This window comes from Variovorax paradoxus (assembly GCF_022009635.1).
Classification (GTDB): Bacteria; Pseudomonadota; Gammaproteobacteria; order Burkholderiales; family Burkholderiaceae_C; genus Variovorax.
Genome location: NZ_CP091716.1, coordinates 1,061,509 through 1,075,402, shown reverse-complemented (window position 1 = coordinate 1,075,402; position 13,894 = coordinate 1,061,509). Strand labels below are relative to the sequence as shown.

Sequence of the window (13,894 nt, the reverse complement as noted above, 5' to 3'; positions counted from 1 at the left end):
TTCACCAGCCGCGCCTGGCAGCCACGGCCCGGTAGGCCAGCCACACGGCCAGCGCCGGTGCGAGCGCGAAGCTCGCGAACAGCCAGACCGACGCCGAGCGCGCGCCCTCCACGCCGCCCGGCGTGGTGAGCCCCGCCGCATTCGCCACAAGCCCCGCCACCGCAGCGCCCACGGCCATGCCGTAGAGCTGCACCGTGGTGATCGAGGCCGAGGCCAGGCCTTCCTCGCCCTTGGGCGCCAGCGACATCACGCGCGTCAGCAGGTGCGGCCAGCCGATGCCCACGCCGAGGCCCACGGCCGCCAGCGCAACCGCGACGACCAGGGTCTCCAGGCCCGCGCCGAACACGCCCGGCGACGGCAGCAGCCACGCCAGCGCCATCAGCCCCAGCGTGCAGATCACCGGTCCTGCGCGCAGCATGCGGTCGGCCCCGGCGCCGCTGCGGCCCGAGGACAGCAGCGAGCCCGCGCTCCACCCGCCGGCCATCGCCGCCGTGAGGTAGCCCGCCGCGAGCGGCGAGTGGCCGTGCAGCAGTTGCAGGAAATACGGCACGAAGATTTCGGTGGTGGTGCCGATCAGCAGCAGCGCCACGCTGGCGTAAATGGCGCCGAGCGGCGCGCGCATCGAATACGCGCCAGTCGGCAGCACGCGCACCACGGCATCGCGGTCGATGCGTGTGGCGGCAAAGCCGATGGCCAGACCCAACAGCACGCCGACGGCCTGCCAGAGCAGGTCGGACAGCAACCCGCTGGCCGCGATCACCAGCACCGAGGCGGCGAGCAGCCCGATCTGCGGACCCGGCACGCGCGGCATGGTGGCGGGCCGCGTGTGCGTCACGCCGGCCGAGGGCCGCAGCTGCACCAGCACCAGCACGGCCTGCGCGGCCGCCACCGGCAGCAGGAACCAGAAGGCCCAGCGCCAGTGCCCGGCCTGCGCGAAGAGGCCGCCCACGGCCGGCCCGCACAGCGTGGCGACGCCCCACATGCCCGACACCAGCGCCACCGCGCGCGGCCACAGCCGCTGCTCGAACACCAGCTGGATCAGCCCGTAGCTCAGCGCCGCGAGCAAGCCGCCGCCGAGCCCCTGCACCGTGCGGCCCGCGAGCATCCACGGCATGGCCGGCGCCAGCGCGCAGCCGATGGAGCCGGCGCTGAACACCGCCAGCGCCGCAAGGCATGCGCCGCGCGGGCCGAGCACCGCCAGCAGCCGCACCGACAGCGTGGCGCCCAGGATCGAGCCGACCACGAAAAGCGTGGTGCTCCAGGCGTACCAGTCGAGGCCGCCGATCTCGCGCACCACCGACGGCAGCACGGTGGTCACGATGTGGACATTGATGGCATGCAGCGCGACACCGCCGGTCAGCGCGAGCGCGCGCCAGCCGTTGCGGCCGCTGAAGAGTTCGCCCCATCCGGCGGTAGGCGGAGGAGGACGCAAGGCGGCTGAAGAGGAAGACATGGAAAAAGGATGCGAGGGTCTGGAAGAAGCCTGGATGGTAGGCCGCGCATCTCAATTAAACAAGCTATTGCTTTGATAAATAAAATCGTCGGCGCGAAGGCCGCGCCGCAGATGCGCGACACTCCTGCCCCTGATGCAAACCGCTTCTTCCTCTTCTTCTTTCACCGCCTCCCCGTCCGGCGCCATGCCCGTGCCCTCGATGCGCCGCGCCACGCTGCGCTTCATGCTCTCCCACCCCGCGCACTTCATCGCGCTGGGCTTCGGCTCGGGCCTGCCGCGCTTCGCGCCCGGCACCGTGGGCACGCTGTGGGCCTGGGTGGCCTTCGCGGTGATGCAGCTGTGGTTCACGCCCGCGACCATCGGCTGGATCATCCTGGCGGCGCTGCCGGTGGGCTGGTGGGCCTGCACCGTGACCGCGCGCGACATGAACGTCGCCGACCCCGGCGCCGTGGTGTGGGACGAGGTGGTCGCCTTCTGGATCGTGCTCTGGCTGGTGACGCCGGCCGGGCTGCTGGCGCAGGCCGTGGCCTTTGCGCTGTTCCGCTATTTCGACGCCGCCAAGCCCGGCCCGGTGGCCTGGGCCGATGCGCTGTTCAAGCAGCGCGATGCGGCACAGGTGCGCTGGTGGCGCGCGGGCTTCGGCATCATCCTCGACGACCTGGTGGCGGCCTTCTGCACGCTGCTGGTCATTGCGCTGTGGCGCGCCTGGTAAGCATGGTGAAAGCGATGGACTCTTCTTCGACCACGACGACAGCAACAACGATGGCGACAACAACGCTCGCGGACCTCGACACCCCCGCGCTGGTCGTGGCCGCGGCCGGCCTGCTGCAGAAAAAGGGCTGGATGCTGGCCACCGCCGAAAGCTGCACGGGCGGCCTGATCGGCGCGGCCTGCACCGAGCTTGCGGGCTCCAGCGCATGGTTCGAGCGCGGCTTCATCACGTATTCGAACGAGGCCAAGACCGAGATCCTGGGCGTGGACGCCGCGCTGATCGCCGCCAACGGCGCGGTCAGCGAGCCGGTGGCGCGTGCCATGGCCGTGGGCGCCATCGCGCACTCGGCGCCGTCGCGCGTGGCGCTGGCCGTGACCGGCGTGGCGGGCCCGACCGGCGGCACGCCGGACAAGCCGGTGGGCACGGTGTGGTTCGGCTGGTCGGTCGACGGCCAGGTGCGCACCGAGCGCCGCCGCTTCGACGGCGACCGCGCCACGGTGCGCGCGGCCACGGTGCACTACGCGCTGCAGACGCTGGTCGAGCTGCTGTCCGCGCCTTAGCGGCGGCCCCGGCCGCCCGGCTGGCTATGATTTCGCGGCCCGCAACATCCCAGACAAGAGGCCTCATGACCGCAGCCACCAATGCCCAGACCATCGAGCGCTTCTACAGCGCGTTCGCCAAGCTCGACGCGCCGACCATGGAGGCCTGCTACGCGCCCGATGCCGCGTTCGACGACGAGGCTTTCTCGCTGCGCGGGCGGCGCCAGGTGGGCGGCATGTGGCGCATGCTGGCGAGCGCCACGCAGGCCAAGGGCGCCGACGTGTGGCGCCTGACCTGGCGCGACGTGCAGGCCGACGAGCGCAGCGGCAGCGCCCACTGGGACGCGCACTACCGCTTCAGCGCCACCGGCCGCATCGTCGACAACAGCATCGACGCGCGCTTCACCTTCACGCCCGACGGCCTGATCGCCACGCACCGAGACAGCTTCCCGTTCTGGACCTGGTCGCGCCAGGCGCTCGGCGCGCCGGGCCTGCTGCTGGGCTGGACGCCCGCGCTGCGCAAGAAGGTGCGCGCCACCGCCGCCGCCAATCTCGCAACCTACCTGGCCCGCCAACCATGACCGACAACGCCACCGCCCTCGTCTTCTCGAACAACGAAGCGCAGCACCGCTACGAAGCCGCGCTGGACGGCAAGCTCGCGGCCTATGCCGAATACAACCTGCTGACCGACGCCATCATGTTCACCCACACCGAGGTGCTGCCCGAGCATGAAGGCAAGGGCGTGGGCTCCGGCATTGCGCGGCACGTGCTTGACGAGGCGCGCGCGAAGGGGTTGCATGTGATTCCGGTGTGCCAGTTCATCGCGGGCTACATCCGCAAGCACCGCGAATACGCAGACCTCGTGCGGCCGGACATCCAGCGCGCTTTCAAGATCTGATTTCGCCGGCCTTCGGCGCGGGCAGCCACGCGAAGGCCGCGATGCCGATCACCAGCAGCACGGCGATGGTCGCCAGCACGGCCGTCAGCGGGTCGCCGCCGTGCGCCGACGCCACCGATGCGGCGACCCCGGTGCCCCACTGCATGAGCGCGACGCCGAGGAACATCGCCATCGTGAACACGGCCATCGCACGGCCAGTGAGCGTGGCGGGGTAGGCGCCGCGCACGTCGGCGTACTGCCAGACGATGAAACCCGAGAGCACGCCGATCAGCACCATGCCCGCGATGTCGAGCCAGGCCGAGTGCAGCACCGCGATGAGCGCGAAGAGCCCCGCATAGCCGAGCCCGCAGATCACGATCCAGCGGCGGCGGCCCGCACCGTCGCGGTCGAGCCGGCCGAACAGCGGCGCGCCGAACAGCGAGATCACCGACACCGCCACCGCGACGTTGCCGCTTTCCACCAGCGAATAGCCGTGCCGCCCCATCATGAGCGGGCCCAGCCACAGGCCGCGCAGCGAGATGAAGGCCGCATAAGTAACCGCGCCCAGCACCACGATGCCGAGCGTGTGCGGCATCGCGAACAGCGCGCCGAACTGGCGGATGGCCTCGGGGATCGATTCCTTCACCTGCGGCACGGCCGCAGCGGGCTCGTGCACCCAATACCAGATGGCGAGCCAGGCCAGCGCGGCCGCCACGGCCAGCACCAGGAAGCCCGCGCGCCATGAATAGGCCTGCACCAGCCACGCCAGCGGCGTGCCGGTGGCCAGCATGCCCAGCCCGCCGATGGCCAGCACCATGCCCGACACGGTGGCGAAGCGCGCCGCCGGAAAGTGCCGCGCGATGAACACGGTGCACACCAGGAAGGCCGGCGCGCAGCCGACGCCGATCAGCGCCTGCCCCGCCACCAGCACGAGGTAGTTGGGCGCTACCGCCGACAACAGCGCGCCCGCGATGGCGATGGGGAACGCCACCAGCACCGTGCGCCGCACGCCGTGCAGGTCGATGCCGATGCCCATGAACAGCTGCATCGCACCGAACGCAAAATGAAAAGCCCCCGAGAAAATCCCGAGGGCCTGGGCCGACAGCCTGAAGTCGGCCTGCAGCGGACTCGCCATGATGGCGCCGACCGTGCGGAACGCCTGGCTCAGCGCGACCCCGGCGCACAGCGCCAGGACCATGGCCCATGCCGCGCGGGGCGTCAGGGGTGCTTTGCCAGTGCCGCTGTCAGGTGGCACCGTGGCACTTCTTGTATTTTTTTCCGCTGCCGCAGGGGCACGGGTCGTTGCGGCCCGGCGTGGCTTCCTTGCGGATCGTCTCGGCCTTCGGGCCCAAGCTCTTCCAGAGCTGGCGCAGGTCGTAAACGGCCCAGATGGCGGCGCCGAAATCGTCCAGCCGCTGCTGGCTCACGCTGGGCGGGCCGTCTTCGCTGTACATCGAGACCGTGGGCTTGGCGTTGTCGTCCTCGGTCAGGGCGACGATGTTGTCGAGCGCGTCGTTCAGCATCTGCGCGGCATCCTTGTCGCGCGGCGCGGCCCAGTCTTCGGGCCAGTTCTCGACCGCGTACATGAAGCCCAGCGCCCAAACCTGGGCGAACGAGGGAATGGCCTCGCCGGCGACTTCGGCGCGTTCTTCCTCGGGCAGCGAGGCGATGGCGCCGCGGGTGTCGAGCACCTCGGGCTGCCAGCTGCGCTCGTCGTCGAGCGTCTCGACGGGGGCGTCGAGGCCTTCCTCGATCTCGATCCAGCGGCGCTTCCAGTTCCAGACGAACTCCATGTGCTTGGCCGACGAGAAGCTGTCGCCCAGCAGCACGGGCCAGTACTCGGAAGGCATGATGGGGCGGCGGGTGCAGATCAGCGCGGCCATGAAGCCCTCGCAGAACTCCCACTGGGGAATTTCCTCGTCGTGTTCGCGCATGGCGTCGAGCGCCTGGTCGAGGGCGTCGAAATCGTCGGGGCCGAGGGGTGCGGGGGTGGCCGAAGCGGCCGGTGTGGGGTCGGGAATGGTCGTCATGGCAAGGTCGGGACAGCCCTCTATGATGCAGCAGGCTCCGGTCGACACTATTTCTATGCCCACGATTATTCCGTTTCCGACGCGCTACAGCGCCTTCGCCCTGTGCGTGGTCGGTCTGGTGGCGTGCCTTGCCTTCGTGCTGGTCTCGCCGCATCTGTGGCTCGCCTGGATCGGCGTGGCCGTCTTTGCGGTACTTTCCGGTACCGGCATACACGACCTGCGCCAGACCCGCCACGCCATCCTGCGCAACTACCCGGTCATCGGCCACCTGCGCTTTCTGCTGGAATTCATCCGGCCAGAGATGCGGCAGTACTTCATCGAGAGCGACTCGGAAGCCGCGCCCTTCTCGCGCGCCCAGCGCTCGCTGGTGTACCAGCGCGCCAAGGGAGACCCCGACAACCGCCCCTTCGGCACGCAGCTCGACGTGACCGCCGCCGGCTACGAGTGGATCAACCACTCGATGCAGCCCACCAAGCTCGCGAACCACGATTTCCGCATCGTGATCGGCGGCACGCAGCAGCCGGCCGACGCGAACCTGGCCCAGGTTTGTACCCAGCCGTACAGCGCCAGCGTGTTCAACATCTCGGCCATGAGCTTCGGCGCGCTCTCGGCCAACGCCATCCTCGCGCTCAACCAGGGCGCCAAGATGGGCGGTTTCGCGCACGACACCGGCGAGGGCTCGATTTCGCAGCACCACCGTGTGCACGGCGGCGACCTGATCTGGGAAATCGGCTCGGGCTACTTCGGCTGCCGCAACGACGACGGCACCTTCAGCGAAGAACGCTTCACCGCCAATGCACGCGACCCGCAGGTGAAGATGATCGAGATCAAGCTGAGCCAGGGCGCCAAGCCCGGGCACGGCGGCGTGCTGCCGGCGCCCAAGGTCACGCCCGAGATCGCGGCGGCGCGCGGCGTGCCGGTGGGCGTGGACTGCATCTCGCCCTCCTCGCACAGCGCGTTTTCCACGCCGACCGAAATGATGCATTTCGTCGCCAGGCTGCGCGAACTCTCGGGCGGCAAGCCGACCGGCTTCAAGTTCTGCCTGGGCCACCCGTGGGAATGGTTCGGCATCGTCAAGGCGATGCAGGCCACCGGCATCACGCCCGACTTCATCGTCGTCGACGGCGCCGAGGGCGGCACCGGCGCTGCGCCGGTCGAGTTCAGCGACCACGTGGGCGCACCGCTGCAGGAGGGCCTGCTGCTGGTGCACAACACGCTGGTGGGCGTCAACCTGCGGCACCGCATCAAGATCGGCTGCGCCGCCAAGGTGATCACCGCCTTCGACGTGGCCCGCATGATGGCGCTGGGCGCCGACTGGTGCAACGCGGCGCGCGGCTTCATGATGGCGCTGGGCTGCATCCAGGCACAGAGCTGCCATACCGGCCACTGCCCCACGGGCGTGACCACGCAGGACCCGGTGCGCCAGCAGGCGCTGGTGGTGCCGACCAAGGCCGACCGCGTGCGTAACTTCCACCGCAGCACGCTGCATGCGCTGCAGGAACTGGTGCAGGCCGCCGGCCTCGACCATCCGCAGCAGATCACCGCGCACCACATCGTGCGCCGCATTTCCGACACCGAAGTGCGCCTGTTGAGCAACCTGGTGATGCAGGTGCAGCCCGGCGCCCTGCTCGGCCCGCTCGACGCGCAGCACAATGTTTTTCGCACTTACTGGCCGCTGGCCAGTGCAGAGAGTTTCCAGCCCGTGACGCAGGGCCCGCAAGGGCTGGTGACGGGCTTCGCAATGGCCGCATGAATCCACTGAAACGAGGCGCGAACGCGCGCCTGCAATCGCGCAAGGGCGCAGCTTCGGCGCCCGCGCCCCTCGATGCGCTTGCGCGCACGCCGGCTCCCGGCGACTACGCCGAGTTTTTGCGCATCACCCTGCCCCGACAGGAAAAGAACGTGGCCAGCCACCGCTTCGGCAGCGAACGCGTGTGGCTCAAGAAGGCCGGCCCGCGGCACGGCAAATGGGGCTACCGCGTGATGGCCGCCGTGGCCCGCATGGCGCGGCTGGACATCATCAAGCCGGTGCCCAACCCCGGCGGCGAAGCAGCCATCGCGACCGAGGCCCGGCGCCTGAAGACGCTGGCGGCGGCCGGCCTGCGCGTGCCGGCCGTGCTGGCCCAGCAGGCGGACGGCCTGCTGATCTCCGACCTCGGCGAAAGCGGCCGCGCGACCGTGGTGCTGCAGGAGCGCCTCGACCAGGCCGCCGCCGCCGGCCCCGCAGCGCTGTTGGCGGTGTGGCGCGAGGGCCTGGCCGCCATCGCCGCAGTGCATGTGCGCGGCCAGCACCTGAGCCAGGCCTTCGACCGCAACCTCGTGCAATGCCCCGACGGGGTGATCGGCTACATCGACTTCGAGGACGACCCGGCCGAAGTCATGACGCTGGCGGAATGCCAGGCGCGCGACTGGCTGAGCTACCTGCACTCGACGGCCATGATGCTCGAAGCAGCAGCGCCCCAGGCCGCGGGGCAGCACTGGCATGCGGCGCTGGCCGGCGTGAGCGATGAAGTGCGCGAGCGCATCGCGAACGCGGCGCGCCGCATGAAGTGGGCGCAGAAGCTGCCGGCCAGCCGGCGCTGGGGGCGAGATACGCAGCGCGTGCGGGCTGTGGCGCGGCTGCTGGGGCGGTGGCACCTGGCGGCCCCGGCTGTACTGCAGAACTAGCCGCTGCGGCGCTTGCCACGAGACAGTCGGTAGCCGAGCCAGCCGCCAGCGATGGCGCAAAGAGCCTGTATAGCGAGAGAAAGAACATAAGCGTCGGACACGTCATCGAAGCACCGGGCCCAGCTCATTTCATACCACTGCCTGAGGGGGATTAGCAGGCTTACGGACAGAAGCCGCTAGGCCGCGAACGCCGCCTGCACCGCCACGCCGCGCAGGGCCAGCCGCTTCTTCATCGACAGCACCGCCTTGTCCTTGCTCAGCAGCAGGGCGCCGTGCGCCACGGCCAGGTCGATGAACACCTGGTCGTCGGGGTCGCTGCACACGCAGGGCGCGCGCGGCGGCACGCCCTCCACCATGCGCACGCGCGCGTCGAAATCGGCCAGCACCGTCGGCACCTGCAGTTCCCGTTGCGCCATGCGCCTGGCGATCAGCGGGTAGCCCAGCACGCGCTCGAGTTCGACGCGCATGGCGGCCGTGGCCAGCCAGCGCAGTTGGCCCGCGGCCAGCCGCTCGGTCAGGGGGCCCCAGGCAGGGTCTTCGAAGACCAGCAGGTCGAGTGCGATGTTGGTGTCGATGACGACGGGGCCGGGTTCTGTCAACGTCATGGAATGTTCAGGGAATAAGGCCGATGTTGCACCATGCGGGGTCGGCGTCAGGCCCGCGTCGGCTCGGTACGCGAGAATTCCGCCCGGCATACGCCCTCCCTTCGACACGCCCTTCTTCATGAAACGAATACCGCTGCTTTGCCTTGTCCTGCTCGCCTCGGCGGGTGTCCGGGCCGAGTGGCTGACCCTCACGGGCACGCCCGGGGACGCCACCAGCAGCTATGTGCAGGTCGATCCGACCAGCATCGAGGTGGACGGCACGCACCGCATCGTGGCGCTGCGCATGAACATGCAGGCGGACCGCATCAACCGCGACGGCGTCCGGTTCCGCTCGTTCCAGGCCCTTGCCAACGTCGATTGCGACGCCCGCAGTGCCCGCTATGTGAGCGCAAGCTACTTCGCAGAGCCCAATTTCGTGGGCGACCCGGTGCTGGTGAAGCATTTCGAGGAAGGCGATGTGCGCCCGGTGACCCTGCCCGGCGCGCCGCGCGAGCTGGCCGCGCGCACTGTCAATGCCGCCTGCGCGGTGCGGCCGAAGGAGCCGCCGAAAGATCAGCAGCAGCAACAGCAGCCCAAGGAAGCGCCCAGGCCCGAGGGCGCCGGAGATTCACTTCCGCGCTGAGCCCGCGACCATGTCGAAGCGGAACAGCCGGCATTCGATCGGGCCGTTCCACATCGGCACGCGGCGCGATTCCTTCAGGCGCATCTGCTTGGGGAGCTTCAAATCGGGCGTGAGCACCCAGGCAGTCCAGCCGGCGTAGTTTTTCTTCCAGTGGGCGGCGAGCTGGGGAAAGAACTCCCCGCCGTCGCCCTGCTCGGTCTGTGCCGATTCGCGGGCGCCCGAGCGGCCGGTGCCGGCCACGCCGCCCACCTCGATGCGCTCGCCGTACGGCGGGTTGAGCATGATGACGCCGGCCTCGACCGGCGGCATGCGCTGCAGGGCGTCGCCGCCGCGGAACTCGACGGCCTGCGCCACGCCCGCGCGTTCGGCGTTGCGCTCGGCAAAGTCGACCATGCGGTGCGACACATCGGAGCCGAAGATGGCGACGCCGTTGTCCGCCACGCCGGCCTCGGCCTCTTTCTTGATGGCGGTCCACACATGCGCCTGGAACGGCAGCAGCTTCTCGAAGCCGAAGCGCCGCAGCGACCCGGCCGGGATGCCGCGCGCGATCTGCGCCGCCTCGATGGCGATGGTGCCGCTGCCGCAGCAGGGGTCGTACAGCGGCTGGGCCGACACTTCGCCGGTTTCGGGGTTCCACCAGCCGCTGGCGGCCAGCATGGCGGCGGCCAGGGTTTCCTTCAGCGGGGCATCGCCCTTGTCCTGGCGCCAGCCGCGCTTGAACAGCGGCTCGCCAGAGGTGTCGATGTACAGCGTGCAGGTGTCGGTGGTCAGGTGGGCGAACACGCGGCAGTCGGGCCACTGGGTCTCGATGCTCGGGCGCACGCCGTTGGCCTTGGCGCGGAAGCGGTCGGCAATGGCGTCCTTGATGCGCAGGGTGGCGAAGTTCAGGCTCTGCAGCGGGCTGTGCTGGGCCGTGGTCTCGATCTTGAAGGTCTGCTTCGGCGTGAACCAGATCTCCCAGGCCACGCCGTTGGCGATGGCGTAGAGGTCGTTCTCGCTGCGGTAGGGCGCATGGGCCAGTTCGACCAGCACGCGCTGCGCGAGCCGGCTGTGCAGGTTGAGCTTGAGGGCGTCGCGCCAGTCGGCGCGCACCCGCACGCCGCCGCGCAGCGTGAGCAGGTCTTGCCCGGCTCGGCCGGTCAGGGCGTGCACCTCCTGGGCAAGGAATTCCTCGACGCCGGCGGCGCAAGGCAGGAAAAAGGAAAGATCGTTCACTGAAAGTTGGCCATCGGGAAGCCCGACTAGGGGACTCCATTGTCGCCTTGTCACGGCCCTTCTCTATATAGTCGATTCGCCGATGAACCCCATCCTCGTCCCACCGACAGCACCCGTCGCGCCGGCCGCCGCCGGAAGCGACCGTTTCGCGATCGAATGCGAGGTGCTGCGGCTGTCGGTGCGGCCCATCGGCCCGGTGCTGCTGGTGCAGTACCTGCTCAACTGCGGCGTGGCGGCGCTTTTCGCCTGGCAGTACTCGCTGGCGCGCGCGCTGGTGTGGATTGTGCTGATCACCATGGTGACGGCGCTGCGCGGCTTCTTCCCGCAGCGCCTGCCGGAGCCCTTCACCCCGGTCACGCTGCGCGCGGCGCAGCGCCTGCACACGCTGCGCACCGGCATCTGGGAGCTGGCGCACGGGCTGGCGGGGGTGCTGCTGTTCAATCCCGCGCGCGCCGACCAGCAACTGCTGCTGGGCCTGATCCTCATGGGCATGACGCTGTCGTCGGCCTTCTCTGTGTCGTTCTACACGCCGGCCACGCAACTGGCGATCACGCTGCTGCTGGCGCCGGTGATCGTCACGGGCCTGTGGATGGGCGCGCCGGAGATGGTGGCGGTGGCCGTCATCGGCATCGGCCTGACCGCGATGATGTGGAAGCTGGTGGCCGAGCGCTCCCGCCAGCTCGAGGAAAACATCGGCCTGCGGCTCAACGAGCGCACGCTGCGCGAGCAGGCGCTGGCCGGGCTGCGCGCGTCCGAGCAGGCGCAGGCCGAGCGGCTGCGCTTTTTCTCGGCCGCCAACCACGACCTGCGCCAGCCGGTGATGGCCATCGGCCTGCAGGCCGAGGTGCTGCGCCAGCAACTGGAAAGCGGCGCCGACACGCACGCGGTGCAGCACACCGTGGCCTCGCTCGCGCGCGCGCAACAGGCGCTCGAGGGGCTGACCAATCAGTTGCTCGAAATCGGCCGAATCGAGGCCGCGGTCGATCCGCTCAGGCCCGAGGCGGTGGCGCTGGCCCCGCTGCTGCAGGAACTGGCGCGGCAGGCGGGCAATGGCCGCGTGGGCGTGCGCTGCCCGACCAATGCGGTCGCCTGGACCGACACGGTGTCGCTGCGCCGCGTGCTGGCCAACCTGGTGGACAACGCGGTCAAGTTCACGCCGCGCGGGCGCGTGCTGCTGGCGGTGCGGACACGCGAGCGCGAGTCCGGCCGCGCCTGGCGCATCGAGGTGCGCGACAGCGGCATCGGCATTCCGGCGGACGCGCAGGAGCGGGTGTTCAACGACTTCGAGCAGATCGGCAACGTGGAGCGCAACCTGCAGCGCGGCCACGGGCTGGGCCTGGCGATCGTGCGGCGGCTGGCGGCGCAGCTGGGCATCGAGGTGGCGCTGCGCTCCGCGCCGGGCCGGGGCTCGGTGTTCAGCTTCGAGCTGCCGGCGGCGCCGGAGGGCGCGGCGGTGGCGCGCATTCGGCCCCTGCCGCAGGCCGGCACCGGCGCGTCGCACGCGCTGCCGTCCGGGCTGGCCGTGCTGGTGGTGGAAGACAACGCGGTGGTGGCCGACAGCCTGCTGGCGCTGCTGCGGCAATGGGGCGTGGCCCCGCGCGTCTACGCCAGCGCGGCCGAGGCGCTGGCGCTGGCCGACCTGCACGCGCTCGACGCGGCGCTGTGCGACATCCGCCTGCCCGGCGCGCTCGACGGCATCGCGCTGGCCGAGCGGCTGCAGCGGCAGAAGCCCTCGCTCACCATCGTGCTGATCTCGGCCGACATCAACGAGGCCACCCAGCGGCTGGCGCTGGAGCGCGGCTGGCACGCACTGCGCAAGCCGGTGCAGCCGGACGAGCTGCACGGCGTGCTGCTGAAGGCGTTGCCGCGGGGCTGAAGCAGTCCCACGCGGCCCCTGGCGCCGCTGGCACGGGCCGTGCAACGGTGTCACTGCTTCCGATATATGCTCCGCGCACAGGCCGCCGGTCCTGCCCCGATGTCCGCCGACACTTCTCTTCCTTCCCCTGCCGCCGATCCGCGCAACCTGCGCTATGGCGGCGTCGCCATCGCCCTGCACTGGCTGCTCGCGGCCCTCATCGCGGCCTCGCTCGGCGTCGGTCTCTACATGACCGGGCTGCCGTTCTCGCCCCTGCGCCTGAAGCTCTACAGCTGGCACAAGTGGGCCGGCGTCACCATCCTGCTGCTGTCGGCGCTGCGGCTGGCGTGGCGGCTCGGACACCGGCCGCCGCCACTGCCGGCCGCGACGCCGGCGTGGCAGCTCGCGGCCTACCGCACGGGCCACGCGCTGATGTACCTGCTGTTCTTCGCGGTGCCGCTCTCGGGTTGGGCCTACAGCTCGTCGATGGGCGTGCCGGTGGTGTGGTTCGGCGCGCTGCCGCTGCCCGATTTCATGCCGGTCGACCAACCCTTTGCCGAAGCGGTGCTGCAGCCGCTGCACAAGGGCTGCGCCTTCACGCTGGCGGGCGTCACGCTGCTGCATGTGGCGGCGGCGCTCAAGCACCACTGGATCGACCGCGACGGTCTGTTGAAACGCATGTGGCCCGCGCCACGCAAGGAATCCGCCGGATGAAGCGCCGCTATCTTTTCATTCCCCTCGCCTTGCTGGCAATGCTCGCGCCGGGCATGGCCGCCACCGAGCCGCCGGCCGCGAAGCTGATCGCCGACAAGAGCCAGATCGTGTTCGTCAGCAAGCAGATGGGCGTGCCGGTGGAAGGCACGTTCAAGAAGTTCGACGCCCAGGTCGCGTTCGACCCGAAGAAGCCCGAGGGCGGGAGCGTCGTGCTGCGCATCGACACCGCCAGCGCCGGTTTCGGCATTCCGATGAGCGACGCCGAACTGCCCAAGGCGCCGTGGTTCGACGCCGCGCACTTTCCGCAGGCCACCTTCCAGTCGAGCGCGATCAAGGCGCTGGGCGACGGCAAGTTCGAGATGACGGGCAAGCTCACCATCAAGGGCACGGCGAAATCGGTGACGGTGCCGGTCGGCATCGCCCCCGCCGGCGGCAACCAGGCGGTCGCGACCGGAAGCCTTACGATCCAGCGGCTCGACTACAAGATCGGCGACGGCGAATGGACCGACACCTCGATGGTCGCCAACGAAGTGCAGGTGCGCTTCAAGCTCACCATCGCGGGCCTCGGGCCGCTTTGAAGAATCACCGGGCCGCGCTGCTCACAC

Annotated in this window: 15 protein-coding genes; 10 read left to right on the top strand and 5 right to left on the bottom strand. The window is 70.1% G+C overall.

What is annotated here, in order from left to right; genetic code table 11:
• Position 1 precedes the first annotated feature (1 nt).
• The gene (locus L3V85_RS05275) at positions 2–1,453 is read right to left on the bottom strand and encodes an MFS transporter (protein WP_237678353.1); all 1,452 of its coding nucleotides are present in this window, start codon (positions 1,451–1,453) and stop codon (positions 2–4) included.
• A gap of 184 nt (positions 1,454–1,637) precedes the next feature.
• Between L3V85_RS05275 and L3V85_RS05270 the strand changes: the two genes are divergently transcribed.
• The 4 genes from L3V85_RS05270 (at position 1,638) to L3V85_RS05255 (ending at position 3,602) form a co-directional block, all read left to right on the top strand.
• Positions 1,638–2,165, top strand: coding sequence for a phosphatidylglycerophosphatase A family protein (locus L3V85_RS05270; RefSeq protein ID WP_237680495.1), 528 nt, complete (start codon positions 1,638–1,640; stop codon positions 2,163–2,165).
• Positions 2,166–2,215: 50 nt separating this feature from the next.
• On the top strand, positions 2,216–2,725 hold the full coding sequence (locus L3V85_RS05265; RefSeq protein WP_237678352.1) for a CinA family protein: 510 nt from the start codon (positions 2,216–2,218) through the stop codon (positions 2,723–2,725).
• Positions 2,726–2,790: 65 nt separating this feature from the next.
• Complete coding sequence (locus L3V85_RS05260; protein ID WP_237678351.1) at positions 2,791–3,285, top strand: nuclear transport factor 2 family protein; 495 nt, start codon at positions 2,791–2,793, stop codon at positions 3,283–3,285.
• A complete protein-coding gene (locus tag L3V85_RS05255; protein ID WP_237678350.1) occupies positions 3,282–3,602 on the top strand; it encodes a GNAT family N-acetyltransferase in 321 nt (106 codons plus the stop codon). The genes L3V85_RS05260 and L3V85_RS05255 overlap by 4 nt, the downstream gene beginning before the upstream one ends.
• Here L3V85_RS05255 and L3V85_RS05250 read toward each other — a convergent pair.
• Entirely contained in the window at positions 3,592–4,779 is a 1,188-nt protein-coding gene (locus tag L3V85_RS05250; protein WP_237680494.1) for an MFS transporter, read from the bottom strand. The genes L3V85_RS05255 and L3V85_RS05250 overlap by 11 nt on opposite strands.
• 46 nt (positions 4,780–4,825) lie before the next feature.
• Complete coding sequence (locus L3V85_RS05245) at positions 4,826–5,611, bottom strand: UPF0149 family protein (protein ID WP_237678349.1); 786 nt, start codon at positions 5,609–5,611, stop codon at positions 4,826–4,828.
• 55 nt (positions 5,612–5,666) lie between these two features.
• Here L3V85_RS05245 and L3V85_RS05240 point away from each other — a divergent pair, with 55 nt between their 5' ends.
• Both L3V85_RS05240 and L3V85_RS05235 read left to right on the top strand, forming a co-directional pair.
• Positions 5,667–7,364: an FMN-binding glutamate synthase family protein gene (locus L3V85_RS05240; protein ID WP_237678348.1), complete on the top strand. Its 1,698-nt coding sequence runs from the start codon at positions 5,667–5,669 to the stop codon at positions 7,362–7,364.
• Complete coding sequence (locus tag L3V85_RS05235; protein ID WP_237678347.1) at positions 7,361–8,278, top strand: hypothetical protein; 918 nt, start codon at positions 7,361–7,363, stop codon at positions 8,276–8,278. Before L3V85_RS05240 ends, L3V85_RS05235 begins: the two co-directional genes overlap by 4 nt.
• Positions 8,279–8,454: 176 nt before the next feature.
• Here the strand turns inward: L3V85_RS05235 and L3V85_RS05230 are convergent, their stop codons facing one another.
• Positions 8,455–8,883: a putative toxin-antitoxin system toxin component, PIN family gene (locus tag L3V85_RS05230; protein WP_237678346.1), complete on the bottom strand. Its 429-nt coding sequence runs from the start codon at positions 8,881–8,883 to the stop codon at positions 8,455–8,457.
• A 118-nt stretch (positions 8,884–9,001) separates the two neighbouring features.
• On the opposite strand from L3V85_RS05230, the gene L3V85_RS05225 reads away from it, so the two are divergent.
• Positions 9,002–9,505, top strand: a complete 504-nt coding sequence (locus L3V85_RS05225; protein WP_237678345.1) for a surface-adhesin E family protein — start codon at positions 9,002–9,004, stop codon at positions 9,503–9,505.
• Here the strand turns inward: L3V85_RS05225 and L3V85_RS05220 are convergent.
• A complete protein-coding gene (locus L3V85_RS05220) occupies positions 9,491–10,720 on the bottom strand; it encodes a THUMP domain-containing class I SAM-dependent RNA methyltransferase (protein ID WP_237678344.1) in 1,230 nt (409 codons plus the stop codon). The genes L3V85_RS05225 and L3V85_RS05220 overlap by 15 nt on opposite strands.
• An 82-nt stretch (positions 10,721–10,802) precedes the next feature.
• Here L3V85_RS05220 and L3V85_RS05215 point away from each other — a divergent pair, with 82 nt between their 5' ends.
• From L3V85_RS05215 to L3V85_RS05205, 3 genes are all read left to right on the top strand, one after another.
• Complete coding sequence (locus L3V85_RS05215; protein WP_237678343.1) at positions 10,803–12,596, top strand: ATP-binding response regulator; 1,794 nt, start codon at positions 10,803–10,805, stop codon at positions 12,594–12,596.
• 99 nt (positions 12,597–12,695) lie between these two features.
• Complete coding sequence (locus tag L3V85_RS05210; protein WP_237678342.1) at positions 12,696–13,289, top strand: cytochrome b; 594 nt, start codon at positions 12,696–12,698, stop codon at positions 13,287–13,289.
• A complete protein-coding gene (locus L3V85_RS05205; protein WP_237678341.1) occupies positions 13,286–13,867 on the top strand; it encodes a YceI family protein in 582 nt (193 codons plus the stop codon). Before L3V85_RS05210 ends, L3V85_RS05205 begins: the two co-directional genes overlap by 4 nt.
• Positions 13,868–13,894: the final 27 nt, after the last annotated feature.